This window comes from Celeribacter ethanolicus (assembly GCF_001550095.1).
Lineage (GTDB): Bacteria > Pseudomonadota > Alphaproteobacteria > Rhodobacterales > Rhodobacteraceae > Celeribacter > Celeribacter ethanolicus.
The window spans coordinates 32,938-53,353 of the sequence record NZ_LRUC01000020.1; the positions used below are offsets into that span (position 1 = coordinate 32,938).

At 61.5% G+C, this 20,416-nt stretch carries 20 protein-coding genes; 8 read left to right on the plus strand and 12 right to left on the minus strand.

The window, feature by feature from the left end; translation table 11 throughout:
- The 7 genes from ruvA to NH195_RS09610 all read right to left on the minus strand — a co-directional run bounded on the left by ruvA (position 1) and on the right by NH195_RS09610 (position 5,590).
- Entirely contained in the window at positions 1-681 is a 681-nt protein-coding gene (gene ruvA, locus NH195_RS09580; RefSeq protein WP_066705964.1) for a Holliday junction branch migration protein RuvA, read from the minus strand.
- A complete protein-coding gene (gene ruvC / locus NH195_RS09585; protein ID WP_066705966.1) occupies positions 678-1,187 on the minus strand; it encodes a crossover junction endodeoxyribonuclease RuvC in 510 nt (169 codons plus the stop codon). Before ruvC ends, ruvA begins: the two co-directional genes overlap by 4 nt.
- 288 nt (positions 1,188-1,475) lie before the next feature.
- A complete protein-coding gene (locus NH195_RS09590) occupies positions 1,476-1,865 on the minus strand; it encodes a hypothetical protein (RefSeq protein ID WP_162265861.1) in 390 nt (129 codons plus the stop codon).
- Positions 1,866-1,929: 64 nt separating this feature from the next.
- Positions 1,930-2,802 carry a 50S ribosomal protein L11 methyltransferase gene (locus tag NH195_RS09595; RefSeq protein WP_066705969.1) on the minus strand — a complete coding sequence of 291 codons (873 nt, stop codon included), beginning with the start codon at positions 2,800-2,802 and terminating at the stop codon, positions 1,930-1,932.
- 107 nt (positions 2,803-2,909) lie between these two features.
- Positions 2,910-3,611 carry a peptide-methionine (S)-S-oxide reductase MsrA gene (msrA, locus tag NH195_RS09600; protein WP_066705972.1) on the minus strand — a complete coding sequence of 234 codons (702 nt, stop codon included), beginning with the start codon at positions 3,609-3,611 and terminating at the stop codon, positions 2,910-2,912.
- Positions 3,612-3,704: 93 nt separating this feature from the next.
- Entirely contained in the window at positions 3,705-4,946 is a 1,242-nt protein-coding gene (locus NH195_RS09605; protein ID WP_066705974.1) for an MFS transporter, read from the minus strand.
- Positions 4,947-5,017: 71 nt separating this feature from the next.
- Complete coding sequence (locus NH195_RS09610) at positions 5,018-5,590, minus strand: hypothetical protein (RefSeq protein ID WP_155846132.1); 573 nt, start codon at positions 5,588-5,590, stop codon at positions 5,018-5,020.
- 248 nt (positions 5,591-5,838) lie between these two features.
- On the opposite strand from NH195_RS09610, the gene NH195_RS09615 reads away from it, so the two are divergent.
- Positions 5,839-6,900 (plus strand): YeeE/YedE family protein, encoded by a 1,062-nt coding sequence (locus NH195_RS09615; protein WP_066705978.1) that lies wholly within the window; start codon positions 5,839-5,841, stop codon positions 6,898-6,900.
- Positions 6,901-6,976: 76 nt separating this feature from the next.
- Here the strand turns inward: NH195_RS09615 and NH195_RS09620 are convergent, their stop codons facing one another.
- Entirely contained in the window at positions 6,977-9,169 is a 2,193-nt protein-coding gene (locus NH195_RS09620; RefSeq protein WP_066706374.1) for a primosomal protein N', read from the minus strand.
- A gap of 119 nt (positions 9,170-9,288) precedes the next feature.
- Here NH195_RS09620 and fsa point away from each other — a divergent pair, with 119 nt between their 5' ends.
- From fsa to NH195_RS09640, 4 genes are all read left to right on the plus strand, one after another.
- The gene (fsa, locus tag NH195_RS09625) at positions 9,289-9,942 is read left to right on the plus strand and encodes a fructose-6-phosphate aldolase (protein WP_066705980.1); all 654 of its coding nucleotides are present in this window, start codon (positions 9,289-9,291) and stop codon (positions 9,940-9,942) included.
- Between the two features lie 178 nt (positions 9,943-10,120).
- Complete coding sequence (locus tag NH195_RS09630; protein ID WP_066705982.1) at positions 10,121-10,837, plus strand: DUF484 family protein; 717 nt, start codon at positions 10,121-10,123, stop codon at positions 10,835-10,837.
- Entirely contained in the window at positions 10,834-11,766 is a 933-nt protein-coding gene (locus tag NH195_RS09635) for a tyrosine recombinase XerC (protein ID WP_066705984.1), read from the plus strand. Before NH195_RS09630 ends, NH195_RS09635 begins: the two co-directional genes overlap by 4 nt.
- 77 nt (positions 11,767-11,843) lie before the next feature.
- Complete coding sequence (locus tag NH195_RS09640; protein WP_066705986.1) at positions 11,844-12,038, plus strand: hypothetical protein; 195 nt, start codon at positions 11,844-11,846, stop codon at positions 12,036-12,038.
- Between the two features lie 102 nt (positions 12,039-12,140).
- Here NH195_RS09640 and ileS read toward each other — a convergent pair whose 3' ends face one another.
- Positions 12,141-15,077: an isoleucine--tRNA ligase gene (ileS, locus tag NH195_RS09645; RefSeq protein ID WP_066705988.1), complete on the minus strand. Its 2,937-nt coding sequence runs from the start codon at positions 15,075-15,077 to the stop codon at positions 12,141-12,143.
- A gap of 341 nt (positions 15,078-15,418) precedes the next feature.
- Entirely contained in the window at positions 15,419-15,598 is a 180-nt protein-coding gene (locus NH195_RS09650; RefSeq protein ID WP_066705990.1) for a hypothetical protein, read from the minus strand.
- A gap of 289 nt (positions 15,599-15,887) precedes the next feature.
- On the opposite strand from NH195_RS09650, the gene NH195_RS09655 reads away from it, so the two are divergent.
- On the plus strand, positions 15,888-16,307 hold the full coding sequence (locus tag NH195_RS09655; RefSeq protein ID WP_066705995.1) for a group III truncated hemoglobin: 420 nt from the start codon (positions 15,888-15,890) through the stop codon (positions 16,305-16,307).
- Positions 16,308-16,743: 436 nt separating this feature from the next.
- Here NH195_RS09655 and NH195_RS09660 read toward each other — a convergent pair whose 3' ends face one another.
- Together NH195_RS09660 and NH195_RS09665 are read right to left on the minus strand one after the other, a co-directional pair.
- Entirely contained in the window at positions 16,744-17,751 is a 1,008-nt protein-coding gene (locus tag NH195_RS09660) for a YcjF family protein (protein WP_066705997.1), read from the minus strand.
- Positions 17,748-19,151: a YcjX family GTP-binding protein gene (locus tag NH195_RS09665; RefSeq protein ID WP_066705999.1), complete on the minus strand. Its 1,404-nt coding sequence runs from the start codon at positions 19,149-19,151 to the stop codon at positions 17,748-17,750. The genes NH195_RS09660 and NH195_RS09665 overlap by 4 nt, the downstream gene beginning before the upstream one ends.
- 108 nt (positions 19,152-19,259) lie before the next feature.
- Here NH195_RS09665 and truA point away from each other — a divergent pair, with 108 nt between their 5' ends.
- On the plus strand, positions 19,260-20,030 hold the full coding sequence (gene truA, locus NH195_RS09670; protein WP_066706001.1) for a tRNA pseudouridine(38-40) synthase TruA: 771 nt from the start codon (positions 19,260-19,262) through the stop codon (positions 20,028-20,030).
- Positions 20,031-20,133: 103 nt separating this feature from the next.
- Positions 20,134-20,283, plus strand: a complete 150-nt coding sequence (locus NH195_RS21160) for a hypothetical protein (protein WP_155846133.1) — start codon at positions 20,134-20,136, stop codon at positions 20,281-20,283.
- The last annotated feature ends 133 nt before the right edge of the window (positions 20,284-20,416 follow it).

Here is a 20,416-nt window from a genome sequence, read left to right on the forward strand (position 1 = left end):
TTACCCTTTCGGCGCCAAAAGGCGCAGCGCGGCTTTGATCAGGGTGGAGGTGTCCGCCTCCGGCGCGTCCTGCGCGGATTGCGCCACGGCCTGCGCCGCATCAGACGGAGAATAACCGAGGTTTTGCAGGGCGGACAGGGCTTCGGCCTCTGCCGATGCATTGGCCTTCGCGGGCGCTTTCTTCGGCGCAGGTTTCGCGGCGGGAGAGGCGCTTTCGATCACTTCGGAGGCTTCGGGGGCTTCCAAAGCCTCCGAAAGTTTGCCGCCCATCGACATCACCACCGGCGCCTTGTCCTTCAGCTCGTTGACCACCCGCTGCGCGATCTTCGGGCCAACCCCCGGAGCGGCCTTGACCGCCGTCCAGTCGCCCAGCGCAATCGCCCGCCCCGTCGCCTCCGGTCCAAGCGTGCCAAGGATCGCCATGGCGGCTTTCGAGCCGATGCCCTGAACGGAAATCAGCAGGCGATACCATTCTTTTTCCAACAAGGACGTGAAGCCGAAAAGTTGCAGATTGGTCTCCTGCACCAGCATATCGGTGTAAAGCGCGACCGGCACACCGCGCCCCGGCAGCGACATGCGCGTGCGCTCAGACACATAGACGATATAGCCGACGCCGCGCACGTCGATCAGGACGTGATCCGTGCCGATATAATCGATGACACCCGTGAGTTTGCCGATCATGAGGCGGCCTTTCTAAGCGCGTCTTGCAGCCGCGAGGAGGATTGCGCGTGATAGGAATGGGTGATCGCGATGGCCAAGGCGTCAACGGCATCCGGGCCTTCGAGTTTCGCTCCGGGCAATTGCAGCTTGATCATATGTTCGACCTGTTGCTTGGCGGCGTGGCCGACGCCGACGACGGTCTTTTTCACCGCGTTGGGGGCATATTCGCCGATGGGGATGCCCGCACGCGCCGGAACCAAAAGCGCAACAGAGCGCGCTTGGCCGAGTTTCAGCGTCGCGACGGCGTCCTTGTTGACAAAGGTCTGCTCGACGGCGGCGCTGTCGGGACGGTAGGTCTCGACGATGGCGGTGAGCTGATCGAAGAGCGACAAAAGCCGCGTGGCGAGATCGTCGGAAGAGGCCGAGCGGCAGATGCCGTTGGCGACATGGCTGATACGGGGCCCTGCGACATCAATGATGCCCCAACCCATATTGCGCAGCCCGGGGTCGATGCCCATCACACGCATGGTCTCACCTGCTCGTTTTATTCGTTACGAATTGGTTAGCACGAAACGAGAACATTTGCCAAGGCTGGTTTGCCTGAAGCCCCTCGTTTCCACCGGAGCGCTGATCCGCCGCCAAAGGTGGCGAGCCCTGCGACCGCATGACCGGCGATCAGCCCGCCCACTGCGGAGGCTCCGCCGCGAGCAGATATAAAAAGTGAAAACCCGCACCGGAGGGCGGTGCGGGTTTTGACGTGGCAGGGATCGGGCGGCATGGAGGGAAACAACCATCCGACCCCCGATGAATATTTCTCAGCTCAGAAGCATTTTGCCCTGAAGCGCCAGCCAGACGGTGATCTGGTCGGCATGCATGACCCAGGCCGCGGCGCGCTCAACCGCCGTCCCCTGCGCCAGTTCATCAACCCGCATCGCATAAGACGCAGCTCCGAGGCTCGCATAAAGTGCCGCCTTGAAGGCAATCACCCCGGCAAGGGCGAAAAACACCAGATAGAGCGGCCGCCGCATCCCGCGACGACGCGGGCGGGCGATGATAAGACCATCCTGGTTAACCGAATAAACGACACCGCGCTTGAGAGCACGCCTGCGCGCCTCAATGCGAGTGAGCCGTTTCTCCAATTGCTGCGAACCGGCATAAGCCATGGCAGCCTCCTCGTGAACATCGGCCCCCACCGACTGAGACATTCTTGCGGCGAAATGTGGCGAAATTGGGGCAAACGGGGCGAGAAGGTGGTTTTTCCCTTTGCTTTTAGGCAGTTCGCGCCATCGTTAGCGTCGTCCAGTCAACAATCTCCTGACGTTCGACAAGATTGAACCCGGAGTGTGTATAAACCTCGACAACCTCATCGGCCTGCGGATTGAGAATCCCGGAGAGAATCACATGCCCGCCCGGTCGCACGTTCGCCGCCATGTCGGGAGCGAGCGCCACCAGAGGTCCCTTGAGGATATTGGCGAAGACCAGATCGAAGGGGGCTTTCTCGGACAGAACCGGGTGATTGAACCCGGCAGCTTCGAGACAGATCACCCGACCGGCAAGATCGTTGGCACGCACGTTGCTTTCGGCCACTTCGACCGCCACCTCGTCGATGTCGGAGGCATAGACCGTCTTGTCGGAGATTTTCGCCGCCGCCATCGCGAGCACAGCCGTGCCACAACCGATGTCGGCCACGTTGTCGAAGCTCTGCCCCTCCGCCATCAGATGATCGAGCGCTTTCAAACACCCAAGCGTGGTGCCGTGATGCCCGGTACCAAAGGCCATGGCCGCCTCGATCAGCAGGCCGATCTTGTCGGCGGGCAGCGTGTCGGCGTCATGCGAGCCGTAGACATAAAAGCGCCCGGCCTCCACAGGGGCCAGATCGCGGCGCACCTTGGCGACCCAATCGGTTTCCGGCAGTTCGGAGATGACGAAATCCGGCGCATCGTTGGCCTTGGCCAGAAGCGCCAGAGCGATCTCGTCGGGGGCTTCGGTAAAATAGGCGCCGACCTCCCAAAGGCCCGATCCGTCCTCGATCTCGAAGACACCGACGCCGGTCGGTTCCGGATCGAGAAATTCGAGCGCGTCGCCGATGGCTTCAGCGGGGGCTTTGCCCTTGGTCTTGGTGAAAGCGGTAAAGGTCGGCATGGCGGCACTCCGGACTTGGGTTTTCTCTAGGAAGTTTCCCCTGGGTGGTTTTCCCTGCCTTAGCCGCCCGGCGGGGTTTTCACAACCCGCCGCCGGCTCTGGCCGAATTACGCGGGACTGTCGGGCCGCTCCATCTCTTCGTTCCACTGCACGGAACGCTCCATCGTCAAACCGACCGGGCAACTCACCCCGGTGCCGCCAATGCCGCAATAGCCATTCGGGTTCTTCGCGAGATATTGCTGATGATAGTCCTCCGCAAAGTAGAACTCGCCCGCAGGCAAAACCTCGGTCGTGATCGCTCCAAAGCCCTTGTCCTGCAACAACACGTTATAGCCCGCAAGGCTCGCCTCCGCTTCACGGCGCTGCGCGTCAGAGGCCCAGTAGATGCCGGAGCGGTACTGCGTGCCGCGGTCATTGCCCTGACGCATGCCCTGGGTCGGATCGTGGTTTTCCCAGAAGGTCTTCAAAAGCGTCGCGTAACTCACCTTTGTGGGATCGTAGACCACGCGCACCACCTCGTTGTGGCCGGTCTTGCCGGAGCAAACTTCCTCATAGGTCGGGTTCGGCGTATAGCCCGCGGTATAGCCCACCGCCGTGTTCACCACTCCCGGCACCTGCCAGAAGATGCGCTCGACGCCCCAGAAACAGCCCATACCGAACACCGCCTCCGCGCAGCCTTCGGGCACCGGTGCCACAAGCGGCACATGCAGAACGAAATGCTCTTCCGCCGTTGGGATCGCGTCGGGACGCCCCGGCAACGCTTCATCGGGCGTGGGCATGGTGAGTTTCCTGGTCAGAGCGGCAAACATGGCAGTCCTCCGTATGTGCGGTTTGTCCTGCAATATAGTCCGCAATCGGCCCTGCGCCAATCGTCCCGTCATCACACACGAATGGCCGGAGGCTCACTCCGCCGGAGCCACCTCAGGCACGCGCGGCAAAAGACGCCATTCATTGCCCTTTTCCGGATGCCGCGGGATCAGCGCGGACAGCCCCACCGACCCCATCGCCAGCGCCGCCGCCAATCCGAAAACAGCACCCGGAGACACCACCCAGAGATAGCCCAGAAGTGCCGGCAGGAAGACCGCCGCGATATGGTTGATCGTAAAGGCCACTGCCGCCGTCGGGGCGATGTCTTGGGGATCGGCGATCTTCTGGAAATAGGTCTTGAGCGCGAAAGCCAGACCGAACAGCATGTGGTCGATGACGTAAAGCGCCGCGGCCACGAGCACGCCCCAGCCCAGCCAATAGATTCCGCCATAGGCCATGAACACCAGCGTCAGCCCGATATATTCGAGCATGAGAACAAAACGCTCCCCCTTGATGAAGACGATTTTCCCCATCATCGGGGCAATGACCATATTGGCCAGATAATTGATCAGGAACAGCGCCGTGATCTGTTCGACCTCGAGACCGAATTTCTCCACCATCATGAAGGCCGCGAAGACGACGAAAATCTGCCGCCGGGCCCCCGCCATGAACTGGAGCGCATAATAGAGCCCATAGCGACGTTTCAGGATGAGCTTCTTGGCCTGCGGATTGGGCGCTTCGAACTGTGGGTAGGCGTAAAGCGCGAAGAGCGCCACGAGCGCGGTAAACCCGCCCGAGACCAGATAGACCAGATTGTAGGACAGATCGAAGGCCTTCCACGTCAGCACGAGAAGCCCGTAAGCCACCAAAGAGGCCGCCGAGCCCGCCGCCAGCAGACGTCCGAGCACAATGGGCGCGCGGTCTTTCGGCAGCCATTGAAGCTGAAGCGACTGGTTCACAGTCTCGTAATAGTGAAAGCCGATGGAGGAGAGCATGGTGATGGTCAGGATCCCGCCCAATGAGGGGAACCATGCGGTCACCGCCGTCGCCGCCCCCAAAAGCAGAAGCGACACCACGCCCAGAACCTGTTCGCGCACGATCATGATCAGCGCGATCACCCCGATGGCCAGAAAACCGGGAATTTCCCGCACCGTATGAAGCCAGCCGATCTGGACCCCCGTGAACCCCGCCACCTCGATGACGAAATTGTTCAGAAGCGCGTTCCATGTGGCAAAAGCCACAGGCATGGCGAAGGCCATCAGGAACAACAGGGACTCCGGCCGCCGCCAGCGCGGCAGGTGGGAGACGTCGGAGAGGGAGATGGGAGCGTTTTTCATGTATACGCAATAAAAGACGCCGTGAGACCTGCCCAGAGAGATTTCCTGCACAGGGTGCCGAGTGCGAACGCTCAGCTCCCGAGTTTCCTGATCACATCCTCACGCAGATACTCCCAAAGCCCATTGTGATCCCAGCGCTCCCGGTTGTGAGTCAACCACTCGCGCAAGATGGGCTCCTCCTGTACCGTGCAGTCCCCATCGCGAAACTGGACCAGGAGTGCTGACACAAGATCCAGCCCTTTCGCAGACCGAGTTTCGTTTGGCTCACAAAGTTCCAATGCCTCAAGGAGCGCCTGCGTATCATATTCTGCAAGGATCAAATCTTCATCCTGAGAAAGGAAGTACTCATCCTCATGTGCGATCCAATAGGCCAGCGCCTCCGGCGACACACCAGAATACGACACACTTGAGCCCCACGTATCCTTCCCCCCACACCAGATACATGAAAACGGAATTTCCATACGCACGCTTTCGAGATGACCGGCAACCTCGTCCAGAAACCGTTCGTTCTCCCCCTTGCAATCCCTGCATGTCCACATCTGATGAACGGAATAAGCCGTTTGGGCCGTTTCCCGGGTTTTGAAAATATCCACCCCCTTGTCACGGACCCACCTGGCAATCCGCGCTTCTTCCATGCGGCGCATGTTAATCGCGTCGGAGCCCCGCCGTTTGGTCTCGGCGGAATCTCGTCTTATTTGCCTCCCGACATCGCGCTTTCTTCGCGCATAGTTTCGCAACTGAGAAAACAACGATCTCAAAACACTTCACCTTCCAATACCTGCGGCATTACTGATTACATTGGCATGAAACCTGATCAAAGCCAAATCGTTGCATCGCGAACAGAGCCCTTTAAACTTGCACTAAATCTGTGTGCGGAAGGAGGAGAAAAACCATGGATATTCTGACCCTTGTCGAGGGTATCGGGGAAAGCCCGACGACCGCTCTGTTCGGCCTGTTGACCGGGCTTATTTTCGGCGTCTCGGCGCAACGCTCACAGTTCTGCCTGCGCGCAGCCACGGTCGAGTTTGCCCGAGGTCGCCTCGGCCCGAAGGTCGCCGTCTGGTTCCTCACGCTCTCCACCGCCATCGTCTGGGTGCAAGGCGCCCAGCTTATGGGCCTGTTCCGCGAAGCCGACGCCCGCGTCATGGCGGTGCCCGGGTCTTGGTCCGGGGCGATCATCGGCGGGCTGATGTTCGGCGCGGGTATGGTGATGTCGCGCGGCTGTTCGGGACGTTTGCTCGTGCTCGCCTCCACCGGCAATCTGCGCTCGGTCGTCTCGGGCCTGATCTTCGCCGTCACCGCCCAGATGAGCCTTCATGGCATCCTCTCGCCTTATCGCGACCGGCTCGCCTCGCTCTCGATCACCGGGAGCGAAAACATCAATCTCCTGAACGCACTTCACCTTCCAAGCGGCTCCGGCCTAGCCCTCGGCCTCGCCTTTGCGGCCCTCGCGCTCTTTCTCGCCGTCAAAAACCAAATCGGGCCGAAAACATGGATTTTCGCCTCGGGCGTGGGCTTTGCGGTCGCGGTCGGCTGGTATCTCACATGGCAACTGGCGCAGGTCGCCTTCGATCCCGTGCCGGTCTCTTCGGTGACATTCTCCGGCCCCTCGGCCAACACGCTGATGTTCTTTCTCAACCGCAACGCCGTTCTGGAATTTGACGTCGGCCTCGTTCCGGGCGTGGTGATCGGCGCTTTTGCCGCCTCGATGATCGCGGGTGAATTCCGCTGGCAAAGCTTCGATTCCGTCCCCGTCATGCGCCGCTCGATGATCGGGGCGGTGCTCATGGGCTTCGGCGCGATGCTGGCGGGCGGCTGCGCCATCGGCAATGGCGTCACCGGCAGTTCGGTCTTCGCCGCCACCGCCTGGCTCGCCCTGTTCTGCATGTGGATCGGCGCGATTGCCACAACGCTTTTGATAGACAAGCAAGCAGATCCAGCACTGGCCTGTTAAACTTTCTTTTGTCTAAAAATATCCCGGGGTGAGCTTGGCGCGGGGCACCCGTGCCAAGTGAGGGGCAGCGCCCCTTTCACCAGAACGATTGCGGATCAATATCAACCTGCAAACGCACATTGGCGGGCAGTTTCACCTGCCCGATCCACTCCGAAATCGCCACCTGGATCGGCGCGCTTTTGTCGGCCTTGACCAAGAGCCGTATGCGATGCCGCCCGCGCACCCGCGCAATCGGCGCAGGTGCCGGGCCGAAAAGCTGGGCGTTTATCCGCTGCAAAGGCCCGGCAATGCGCGCCAGATGATTGGCAACATCGGAGACCACAGCCAAATCCGGCCCCGACAGGATAATCCCCGCCATCCGGCCATAGGGCGGCACGCCCGCCATCTTGCGTTCGGCGGCCTCGGCGCGCCAAAACCCTTCCTCATCGCCCGCGAGAATGGCCCGGATCACCGGATGCTCCGGCTGATAGGTCTGGAGCAAAGCCACGCCCTTTTTCTCCGACCGCCCCGCGCGCCCCGCCACCTGTCGCATCAGCTGAAACGTCCGCTCGGCGGCGCGCAGATCGGAGCCTTGCAGTCCCAGATCGGCGTCGATCACGCCCACAAGCGTGAGGTTCGGAAAATTGTGCCCTTTGGCGACCAATTGCGTGCCGATGATGATATCCGTGTCGCCCTCGGCAATCAGCCGGATTTGTTCCTTCAAAGCCCGCGCCGAGGCAAAGAGGTCCGACGACAGCACCGCGCATTTCGCCTCCGGAAACCGCTCCGCCACCTCTTCCGCCAGCCGTTCCACGCCGGGCCCGACGGGGGCAAGACGCCCTTCGACGCCACAGGAGGGGCAGGCCTCCGGCATCGGTTTTGTTTCGCCGCATTGGTGGCACACGAGGCGTTTGAGGAACCGGTGCTCGACCATCCGCGCATCGCAATGGTCGCATTGGATTTGATAGCCACAGGCCCGGCAAATCGTCACCGGCGCATAGCCGCGACGGTTGAGAAACAGGAGCGACTGCTCGCCCTTCTCCATCCGCTTGCGCACCGAGCCGACCAGCGCGTCAGAAATAAACCGCGTCGCCGGAAGTTTCTCGCTCCGCATGTCGATCGCGTGCATATCGGGCATCACGGCGGGGCCATAGCGGCTCTCCAAATCGAGGCGCTTGTACTTCCCGGCCTCGACATTCGCCCATGTTTCCAGCGAGGGCGTCGCAGAAGCCAGAACCACCGCCGCCGAACAGAGCGACGCACGCAAAACCGCCATGTCGCGGGCGTTGTAATGCACCCCGTCTTCTTGCTTGTAGGAGCCGTCATGCTCCTCATCGACGACGATCAGCCCGAGGTTCTGAAACGGCAGGTAAAGCGCAGAGCGCGCCCCGATCACCACCTGCGCACCGCCTTGGCCGACCATTTTCCAAACCCGGCGACGTTCGGTCATGGTCACGCCCGAATGCCATTCGGCGGGGCGTGCGCCAAAGCGTTCCTCGAAGCGGGTCAGAAAGGCGGAGGTCAGCGCGATCTCCGGCAAAAGCACCAAAGCCTGACGCCCATGGCGCAGACATTCGGCGACGGCTTCGAGATAGACTTCGGTCTTGCCGGAGCCGGTGACGCCTTTGAGAAGCGTCGTGGAATAGTGTTCAGCGGCCACTGAGTCGCGGAGCGCAGCGGCGGCTTCCGATTGCGCCTCGGTCAGGTCTTTGCCGGGGGCCTCCGCATCGAGACGGCGATAGGGCAGATCGCGCGGCGTGTCCTCTTCGAGGATCGCGCCCGAGGGCAGAAGCCCCTTGATCACCGACGTCGTCACATCCGCCGCATCCGCCAGTTCCTTGAGCGTAAAGGCCAGCCCGCCGTATTCTTCCAAAGTGTCCAGAACCTTGCGCCGCGCGTCGGTCTCGCGCGGCGGGCGGCCCTCGCCCCGCCGGTACACCTTGCGCATCGACGGCGGGTTCATCAGCCCCGGCGCACGGGTCGCCAGCCGCAGCATGGCGGGCATGGGCGTCAACGTGTAAGCCGCGACTTTCTCTAGGAAAAGCCGCATTTCTTCGCGCATGGGCGCAACATCGAGAACGGTCGAGACAGAGCGCGCCTTGGAGAGATCGAAGCCCCCCGCCCCCGCCCCCCAGACACAGCCCAAAACCTTGCGCGGCCCCAAAGGCACTTCGACATAGGCGCCAAGCTCGACCCCGCCCTCGGGCGCTTTGTAATCCAGCGTCCGATCCAAGGGTTCGGTGGTCAGCACGGCGACAAGCGCGCCTTCGGGGAAGAAATCGTCATTCATGGCCCAGAGATAGGAGGTTTGCACCTGGCAAGCCAGCCCCCGCAAGCTCACACCCCCTTTCTCTGTGAACCACATTGCACTATGAACGCGCTAACAGTTTGGCGAAAGGAGAAGCGCCCATGAAATTCTTTGTCGATACCGCTGATGTCGATGCGATCCGCGAGCTCAACGATCTGGGCTTTGTCGATGGCGTCACCACCAACCCGTCGCTGATCAAGAAATCCGGCCGTGACATCCTCGAAGTCACCAAAGAGATCTGCGACATGGTGGACGGCCCCGTCTCCGCCGAAGTCGTGGCGCTCGATTACGACAGCATGGTCATCGAAGGCCGCAAGCTTGCGACCATCGCCGACAACGTGGTGATCAAACTTCCGCTGACGCTCGACGGCCTGAAAGCCTGCAAGACGCTCTCCGGCGAAGGTCACCAGATCAACGTCACGCTCTGCTTCTCCGTCAATCAGGCGATCCTCGCGGCCAAAGCCGGTGCGACCTTCATCTCCCCCTTCGTCGGTCGTCTCGACGACATCAACCTCGACGGGCTGGAGTTGATCGAGGACATCCGCACGGTTTACGACAATTACGGGTTTGAGACCGAAATTCTCGCCGCTTCGATCCGCAGCGTGAATCACATTTCCGATTGTGCGAAAATCGGCGCCGATGTGATCACCGCGCCGCCCGCCGTGATCAAGGCCATGGCGAACCACGTTCTCACCGACAAGGGTCTGGCGCAGTTCGTGAAAGACGCCGAAGACGCCGGGATCAAGATCGTCTGATCCGATCCGCTCAGAAAAATCAAAGAGTCCCCCGCGCCACAGGTTCGGGGGATTTTTTATGCCTGACGCGAGGACGGCCCCGCCTGCGGCCACAAACAATTGCGCCCGCCCCCGGTTTTCGGGCATAGTCGAAACAACGACCGGAAAACCGGCGGATCGAGACAGTAGACGAGGCACCATGAGTACCCAGCTTCCCCGGGCGATCACGCCCTTGGCCGATGAATTGCGCGAAAAGATCATCTCCGACCCGGATATGGTGCTCGAAGATCTGGACGTGATGCGCGCCCTGATCGCCGCCAATGAGCGCGGCACCGGAGCCAATGTGGTCGATCTGCGCGGGCTGGCGATGGAGCGGCTCGAAGAGCGGCTTGGGCGGCTCGAGGACACCCATCGCGGCGTGATCGCCGCCGCCTATGAGAACCTCGCCGGGACCAATCAGATTCACCGCGCCGTGTTGCAGCTTTTGCAACCGACGCAATTCACCGAATTCCTCAACGCGCTCTCAGGCGAGGTGGCCCAGACGCTGAGGATCGACAGCGTGAAACTTCTGCTCGAAACCAAGGTGACCGAGGAAGAGCCCGCCATTCATAAACTCGGCAAGGTACTACTGACCGCCGAGCCCGGTTTCATCGAGACCTATATCACCTATGGCCGCAATGTGCCCGTGCGCCCCGTCACCCTGCGGCAGGTCTCGCCCGAGGCCGATCTGATCCACGGTGACGGCTTCGTCCATTCCGAAGCGCTGATGACGCTCGATCTCGGCCCCGGGCGTCTGCCCGGCCTGCTCATCTTCGGCGCGGAGGACCCGCATATGTTCCGCCCGACGCAGGGCACCGATCTTCTGGCCTTCTTCGCCGGTGTGTTCGAGCGGATGATGCGCCGTTACCTCGGATGAGCCTCGCGATTTCAGACGGCTTGCGGGATCGGCTTTCGAGCTGGCTCGATCACGAGCGAGCGCTGAAATCCGCCTCGGAGCACACGATCACCGCCTACGCGCGCGATGTCTCCGGCTGGCTGTCGTTTCTGGCCGGGCATGAGGGCGGCACCTTCGGCGTGGCCCAGATCGCCCGGCTCAGGATCACCGACATGCGGGCCTGGATGGCGCATGAGCGCAGCCGGGGCGTGGCGCCGCGCTCGCTGGCGCGGTCCTTGTCTGCGGTCAAGACTTTCACTCGCTGGCTGGCCGAACGCGACGGGTTCGATCCGACCGCGATCCTGTCCACCCGCTCGCCGAAATTCCAAAAGAAACTGCCACGCCCGCTGTCTCCGGATGCCGCCCGCGATATGCTGGCGACGGTCGAGATGCAGCATGACGAGCCATGGATCGCGGCGCGCGACGTGGCCGTGGTGACGCTGCTCTATGGCTGCGGGTTGCGGATTTCAGAGGCTCTGTCGCTGACCGGGAATGCCCTGCCTTTGGGCGAGGTGATCCGCATCGTCGGCAAGGGCGACAAGGAGCGGATCGTGCCGGTCCTGCCCGCCGCGCGCCGTGCGGTAGCCGAGTATGTCCGGCTTTGCCCCTATGAGATGACGCCCGACGCCCCGCTGTTTCGCGGCAAACGCGGCGGCGGGCTCAATCCCCGGCTGATCGCCAAGGTGACGGAAGCCGCGCGCATGCAACTCGGCCTTCCCGCCTCCGTCACGCCCCACGCCATGCGCCACTCCTTTGCAACGCACCTCTTGAATGCGGGCGGCGATCTGCGGGCCATTCAGGAGCTTTTGGGCCATGCCTCTCTGTCGACGACGCAGGCCTATACGGCGGTCGATGGGGCGCGTCTGCTCGAAGTTTACGATGCCGCCCATCCGCGCGCGAAAAAGGCGTGACGCTTTAATCCTCCTCACCTTTTGTTCACCTCTCTCTGCCTATGCTGAGCTAAGATCAGGGGAAAACGGGGAATGACATGTCAGAGACTGACACGGGACCGGAGGGTGAGCGACCGAAACTGCAAGAGGTCGCAACCGTCACACGCATCACTCAGGAAGATTTCCTTGCGCAACTCGCGCAGATCGTCGCGCTTTACGATCAGGACGGCGATGGCGTTCTGACCGATGAAGAATGGAAATGGGTGGAGGACGCGTTCCGCGACGCAGGGTGAAAAGTCAGGCACCTCCCTCGAAGGGCGAGAAATGAAAAAACGGGGCCGAAAGCCCCGTTTCAGTGTGTTCGATACTGGCCGCGCGCCTGAAACGCGTGACGTTTAGCCAAGCGCCTCGTCGCAGCGCCCGCAGACACCCGCGTGACCATGGGTGCCCACATCCGGCAGGATTTTCCAGCAACGCTGACATTTCTGCCCTTCGGCCTTCTCGAAAACGACGCCGATCCCCTCGACCTCGCCTTCGAGGCGGAAGGCCTCGTTCGGCGCCGGATCGCCCGTGAGCGTGATCCCGGAGGTGATGCAGAGATCGTCAAAGTCGATGGATTTCAGCGCCGCCAGAAGCGCCTGATCCTCGACATGCACCGTCGGTGCGGCTTCGAGAGACGCGCCGATCACCTTGTCACGACGCTGCACTTCGAGGGCGGCGGTCACGACGCGGCGTGCCTTGCGGATACCGGCCCATTTCGAGGCCAGAGCCCCATCAAGCCAGCCCGGCGCGGCCTCGGGGAAGTCCACGAGATGCACGGAGCTTTCGTCCCCCGGGAAGCGTTCCAGCCAGACTTCCTCCATCGTGAACACGAGGATCGGAGCGAGCCAGGTGGTCAAACGGTGGAACAGGATGTCCAGCACGGTCAGCGCCGCGCGACGACGATCCGTGTCCCCGTCGCAATAGAGCACGTCCTTACGGATGTCGAAATAGAAGGAGGACAGATCGACGGTCGCAAAGTTGAACACCGCCTGCCAGACGCCGGAGAAATCGAAGGTTTCGTAGCCCTCGCGCACCGTGGTGTCCAACTCGGCCAGACGATGCAGCACCCAGCGCTCCAGCTCCGGCATGTCGCGACAATGCATCCGGTCGGCTTCATCGAAGTCTCCGAGCGAGCCGAGGATAAAGCGCATGGTGTTGCGCAGACGACGGTAGCTGTCCGCCACGCCTTTTAGGATTTCCGGCCCGATCCGCTGATCGGCGGTGTAATCCGTCTGCGCCACCCAAAGCCGCAGGATGTCAGCGCCGTATTGTTTGACGATCTGCTCCGGCACGATGGTATTGCCGAGAGATTTGGACATTTTCATGCCCTTCTCATCCAGCGTAAACCCATGCGTCACAACGTTTTTATAGGGCGCACGGCCTTTGGTGCCGCAGGCCTGCAAGAGAGACGAATGGAACCAGCCGCGGTGTTGGTCGGTGCCTTCGAGGTACACGTCGGCGATGCCATCAGGCGTGCCGTCCTCGCGGTCGCGCAGCACGAAAGCATGCGTTGAACCCGAGTCGAACCACACGTCCAACACGTCGAAAACCTGTTCATACTCATCCGGGTTCACGACATTGCCGAGCACGCGCTCCTTGAAGCCCTCTTCGTACCAGACATCCGCGCCTTTTTCCTCGAAAGCGGCGGAGATGCGGGCGTTGACCTCGTCATTGCGCAGAAGGAACCCGTCCTCGGTCGGCAACAGACCTTTCTTGGTGAAGCAGGTCAGCGGCACACCCCAGGCACGTTGACGCGAGAGCACCCAGTCCGGGCGGTTCTCGATCATCGAGTACAAGCGGTTGCGCCCGGTCTGCGGCGTCCATTTCACCAGTTGGTCGATGGAGGTTAGCGCGCGGGTCCGGATCGTATCGCCATAGGTGTCCATACCGTCATCGAGTTTACGGTCGACCGCGACAAACCATTGCGGCGTGTTGCGGAAGATCACCGGGGCTTTCGAACGCCACGAATGCGGGTAGCTGTGCTTGATCTTACCGCGCGCCATGAGACCACCCACTTCGGTCAGCTTGGCGATCACGGCGGCGTTGGCATCGCCCTCCCAATCGCCTTTCTTCGGCTTGTCGCGCAGGATGCGCTTGCCGCCGAAGAAGGGCAGATCTTCGCGGAAGCTGCCGTCGTCCATGACGTTATAGGTGATCACCTGCTCGAGCATGCCGAGATCGCGGTAGAGCTCGAATTCTTCCATCCCGTGCGACGGCGCACAGTGCACAAAGCCGGTGCCCTCGTCATCGGTGACAAAGGGCGCAGCGCGGAAGTCGCGCAACCCGTCCCATTCGCCATTGCTGCCCTCGGCCCCTGCGAGGGGGTGCAACAGCGACAGGCCTTCGAACTCAGAGGTCGGCACATCGCGCACGCGGGTCCATTGATCCTCGGCGAGGCGCGCCTTGGCAAAGCATTGCGCCGCGAGTTTATCGGCGAGGACATATTTCTCCCCGACCTTGAGCCAGCATTCGTCCGGCGTGCCCGTCACCTCATAGAGGCCGTAGTTGTAATCGGCACCGTAGACCACCGCCTTGTTCGACGGGATGGTCCAGGGCGTGGTGGTCCAGATCACGACATAGGCGCCCTGAAGGTCCGCACCCTCATTGGCGACGGCGAACTTCACCCAGATCGTCGGGCTTTCCTTGTCGTGATATTCGACCTCGGCCTCGGCCAATGCAGTCTCTTCGACCGGCGACCACATCACGGGTTTGGAGCCTTGGTACAACGTGCCGTTCATCAGGAATTTCATGAACTCCTCGGCGATCACCGCCTCGGCATGGAAATTCATCGTCAGGTAGGGATCGTCCCACTTGCCGTAGACACCCAGCCGTTTGAATTCCTCGCGCTGGACGTTCACCCATTCATCGGCAAAGGCGCGGCATTCCTGGCGGAAATCCACCACCGGGACCTCGTCCTTGTTCTTGCCCTTTTCGCGATATTTCTCTTCGATCTTCCATTCGATCGGAAGGCCGTGACAATCCCAACCCGGCACGTAACGCGCGTCAAACCCCATCATCTGATGCGAGCGCGTGATGATGTCCTTGATCGTCTTGTTCAGCGCGTGGCCGATGTGCAGATGCCCGTTGGCGTAGGGAGGGCCATCGTGCAGCACGAAGGATGGGCGACCGTCCGCCTTACCCTTGGCGCGAAGCGTCTCATAGACGTCGATCTTGGCCCAACGTTCCAGCCAGCCCGGCTCGCGGTTCGGCAGGCCCGCGCGCATCGGGAAATCGGTTTTCGGCAGATTGAGCGTGTCTTTATACTCGGGTGTGGTCGTCTCGGAACACATGTTTTTGTCCTTGGGAGGAATGGTCGGAAAATTCGAGGGCGGCGCGGGTCTCCATACGCCTTGTCCCGGCGGCTCGTAGGATCTTTGAGATCAGAGCGCCGGGCTGATAATTCGAATAATGATCGCGACCATGAATGTCATAAGCGCCTTATAGGACGCGGCTTGCGGGCGGTAAACCCGTCTTAACAGGGGCCGTATATGAAAACCGGATAGGAAAAAGGGACGCCGCAGACCCTGTCTGAGGCATCCCTTTCTCATGTGCTGTCTGGCGAGAGGGCGGCGTGGCTGGCCCGGGTGTTTCCTAGCGTGCTTCGGTCGCTGTCTGGCTGGAGCGCGTAATCTCAGGCGGCGTTTTGTTCGAACTGACCGCACCAGTCGTCGGATTTCACAACCGGCCACATGCCTTTGTGTTCCGCTTCGGTCAGGAAGGTCGGCGGGTTGAAACGGCATTCGCCTTTGGCGTCGGTTTCAACAGCCTTAAGCTCAAAGAAGGCACAGGTTTTGCAAGCGGTATCAGACATGGCGACACTCCCCGATCCGGGTTCATAGGTTTTGGCTATTGGGCTGAAGCGGCTGGGAGAATGGCTGCCTGCGATGGGTGGCTTTTCGTCCTTGCTGAGAGTGATTTAGGCGCACGGAACAAAGAAGTCAAGAAAATATTCAACAAAATCAAATGGTTGACATATTTTCTCAACTATAAAAACACTCAGGAATGGAAAGCAAAACAGTCGGAATAAGCGCGACATTCCGGCACTGGTGGAAAAAGACCATCGAGAATATACCTTTAGCGAAACGCTCAAGGAGCCCCCGATGTCAGAGCCTCGTTCCGCCCTGCCCCCGAAATTCGAGATCAGCCATGACGAGATGGACCGCGTGCTCACACGTTTCTATGCGGGTGTACGTCAGCACCCCGAGCTCGCCCCGGTGTTCGGCGCCCATGTCGAGGATTGGCCCGCGCATGAGGAAAAAATCGGCCGCTTCTGGCGCAATGCGATTCTGCACGAACGGCAATACGACGGCTTTCCGCAGCGCGTCCACCTGATGGCGCCGGAGGTGAAAGAGCATCATTTTGCCATGTGGCTTGGGCTTTTTGACGAAACGCTGAATGCCGAGCTGGACCCGGAGACGGCGGCCAAATGGTCGGAAATGGCGCATCGCATCGGGCGGGCCTTTCGCATGGGGATCATGCAGCGCGACCAACCGAAAGACGCGCCGCCGAAGCTGTTTTGAGCCTTATTTATCTTCGGCGGACAATCTCATGAATATAAAAACGATTGGGATCGCCTTTTCGCTTGGCATCTTTCTCGGGTGGTCGGCACGTTACATGCTCACGCCATGGAACATCCGTGAACAGGCCTCTCTCTTCGCTTGGGGGGGAACGCCTGAAATCCATGAACGGCGTCGGGCGGGACGGGAGCCTATCCGGAGATCGGGACCTATTTGACGAACGTGGGGACTGCCTGCCCAACGCGGAGCTCGCACTGCTCTTGATCGAACAAACTGAACTCACCGCCATTTACCGTTGCCATGAAATCATCAAAGGGACCGAAGTCGTCGGAGAACGCGTCGTCCAATCCTTTAGAGAGGCCTACGGATCTTATTCGGCCGGCTTTCTGCCAGCGGCGAACGATCCTGGTATGGGTGAAATTGCGGGAATGACTTTCCGTTAGCCAGCGCCCTTATCGAACAACCCCGTCAAAGCCCGTTTCACCGCCCCCGATACAGAGGGCTTCTTGGCCTTCATGAACGGCAGCGGGCGACAGACTTCGATGGCGGCCACGCCGACGCGCGCGGTGAGTGCGCCGTTGACCACGCCTTCGCCGAACCGCCGCGAAACCTTGGCCATCACGCCACCGCCGGCCATGGTGCCGATCAGGTCATCGCCCACGGCCACCGCCCCGGTCGCGACCAGATGGGTGAGCACGGATTTCGTCACCCGCCAGGACCCGAGCGTACCCGAGCGTCCGCCGTAAATCTCCGCAATCCGGCGGATCATCCGCAGGTTCGCGGTCAGCGCGGTGAACACGTCCGCCAAAGCCAGCGGTACAAGGGCGGTGACAGCGGCGACCTGACGCGCGGCGGCTTCGACTTCGCGGCGGGCGCTCGCGTCGAGCGGGACAAGGAGTTCCGTTTCCGCCAGCCCCAAAAGCCCGTCAGCATCGAACACCTCGGCCTCACGTTCGCGAAACCTGTCCTTGCCCCAGTTCAGCTCCGAACGATGGGCGTAGACCGACAAAAGCTTATCGGTGACGCCTTTCGCGGCTTTCAGATCGGCGGCCCCCATCGCGTCCACTGCCGCCTTTTGCAGCGTGTCGATGCGTTTGAGCCGCGCGAAGGCCGACAATTCCCGAAGCGCAATCGCCGCCAGAACAAGGACAAAGGCCCCCGTCAGCCCCAGTGCGACATAGCCCAACACGGGATGCGCGGCGATCAGCCCCATGATCGCATCATAGGTCACGATCGAAACGGTGAAGGCAAAAAGCGCTGCAAACAGCCGCCAGAACCAGCGTGCCAAAGCCGAGGGCTTGCGCGCCGCCAAAACCGCCACGCGCTGCATTGCCGCAGGCCGCGCGAGATCGGGAACGGGATCGGCGGTGGAGGGGGTGATCGTCGGCTCCTCGTCCAGCTCGATCAGGATCGGGCCACGTTTTGCACCGGGGTTTTGCTCAGTCATAGCTTGTCTCCGATCAAAAACTCGGCGGCACGGTCGAGCCGGATATGCGGCGGTCCTTCGCCGGGGCGCAGCGTCAACCGCGCGGGGCGGAATTTCATGATTTCGTATTGCGCATCCAGCCAACGCTCCGCCCCCTTGCGCGCAGGCGACAGGATATGGGCCGGGTCTTCGGGCAATTCGCCGGGATAAAACGCAGCCTGCTTGCCGCCTTCGGTCATGCCGCGCACCACATCGAGGCTCTGGCCCTGATGCTCCATGGTCTCTTCGACCGTCGCACGCAGCGCAGCCAAGGACATGGCCTGCGTCGAAGCGCCTGCGAAATCGGCACGGTCACGGGCATCGCGCACCAAGGCCTCCATGATCGCGGTCAGGCACGGGTGTTGGTTGTGGTGGATGTGGTCGGCCTTTGTGGCGGCAAAGAGGATTTTTTCGACCTTGTGCTGCCCGAGCAAAGACATGATCCGCCCCACCCGTCCGGGCCTGAAAGCCGAAAGTATGTCGGCCATGGTCCGACGCAGATCTTCGACGGCTTTCGGCCCGGAATGAATCGCGCCCAGCGCATCGACCAGAACCACCTGCCGGTCGATCCGGGAGAAATGATCGCGGAAGAAAGGTTTGACCACCTCACGTTTGTAGGCCTCGAACCGGCGCTCGAATTCGCGGTGTAGCGAGCCGCGCGGGGCCTCGCCCGCGGGCAGAGGGGCAAAGGTCAGGACGGGTGAGCCGTCCAACTCGCCGGGCAGCAAAAACCGTCCCGGCGTGCAATCGGAATAGCCCGCCGCGCGGGCGGATTGCAGGTAGGCCGTGAAGCTCTGCGCGAGAGCCTTGGCCGTTGGCTCATCGTGTTTTTTGTCTGGCTCACAGGTCGCCAGCAAAGCCACGAAATCCGTTCCCTCCGCGCGATCCCGCGCCGCTTTCAGCGCCTCGGCGGACCACTCGGCAAATGATTTCTCCATCAGGCCGAGATCCAGCAGCCATTCGCCGGGATAATCGACAATGTCGAGATGCACAGTCTTTTGACCCGTCAGACCGCCCAAAAGCCCCGCAGGCCGCACCTTGAACGACAGCCGCAGCTCGGAGACCGCGCGGGTGCTGTCCGGCCAATGCGGCGTAGGCGAGGTGAGAGCGGAAAGGTGGCTTTCATAGTCAAAGCGCGGCACGGTGTCGTCCGGCTGCGGTTGCAGATAAGCGGCGGTGATCGCGGTCGCCGGTCCGAATTGCGGCATCCGGCCCCGGTCCAGAAGATTGGCCACGAGCGAGGTGATGAACACCGTCTTGCCGGAGCGCGACAGCCCGGTGACGCCCAGCCGGATCACCGGTTCGAACAGCGCCTCATGGACGCCGTCCTGAACCGTCTCGACGCCACGCAAAATCCGGTCTGCCAGGGTATTGAGGATCAAATCCGCCGCCTCTCGTCCGATGTTTACCCGCTCAACATAGGCATTCAAAGCCCCGGTTGTAAGGGAGAAACACTGGACGCGCGCTGCACGCCGCGCTATGGCCCGCATATGCCCAGATACGCCCTTTTGATCGAATATAACGGCGCGCCTTTTGCCGGTTGGCAACGCCAAAAAGAGCATCCTTCCGTTCAACAGGCGGTGGAGGAGGCTTTGCGCAAACTCGAACCGGACTGTCCCGGGATCGGCGCCGCCGGGCGCACGGACGCGGGGGTGCATGCGACCGCTCAGGTGGCGCATTGCGATATGGCGAAGGACTGGGACCCGTTTCGCCTCAGTGAGGCGTTGAACCATCATCTCAAACCCCATCCCGTGGCGGTCCTCAAGGCGGCGCGTGTGGCGGACGACTGGCACGCACGGTTTTCGGCGATGGAACGGCGCTACATGTTCCGGCTGATTACGCGGCGCGCGCCTCTGGTGCACGACGCGGGACTGGCGTGGCGGGTCAATCACGATCTCGACCGCGACGCGATGCAGGCGGGGGCGGATCGGCTGATCGGCCTGCATGATTTCACCACCTTCCGCTCGACCATGTGTCAGGCGGACAGCCCGGTGAAGACGCTGGACGAGGCCCGTGTCGAGGCCAGCGACATTCCCTACGGGCAGGAATTTCGGTTCTATTTCCGGGCGCGGTCTTTCCTGCACAATCAGGTGCGGAGTTTCGTCGGCACCTTGGAGCGTGTCGGTTCCGGCGCCTGGTCGCCAGAGGATGTGACAGAGGCCCTGGAAGCCAAGGACCGCGCCGCCTGTGGGCCGGTCTGTCCGCCGGAAGGGCTGTATCTGGTGGGCGTGGGCTATCCGAAAGATCCCTTCGTAAAGTGACGCAAAGTCACCCACAATCTCCCGAAAGCCGCCCCGCGCCCGCCGCATTTCCGCCCGATTTCCCTGTCAGCACTCAACATGCGTCTACTTCAGGAGTGTTGCCATGGACCTGTCCACCATCACCTTCGACCAGCTCGCACTGGCCATCATGACCACCATCGCGATCCGCGAGGTCATGATCGTGGCGCTTCCCGACCGTATCGCAGGCCCCGGTGGCTGGCTCATCGACACGAGCCTCGGCGACCGCGTCTAACCCCGAGTCGCCCAGCCTCGGAGCCCCCATTTTTGCCGAAACCGTTTCGACTGCCTGCTTTTTGAGCGGTTTTGAAACGTCTCTCTGCATTCCGACGAATTTTGCACAGCAAAGCCGGGATTTCCCCCGTCGT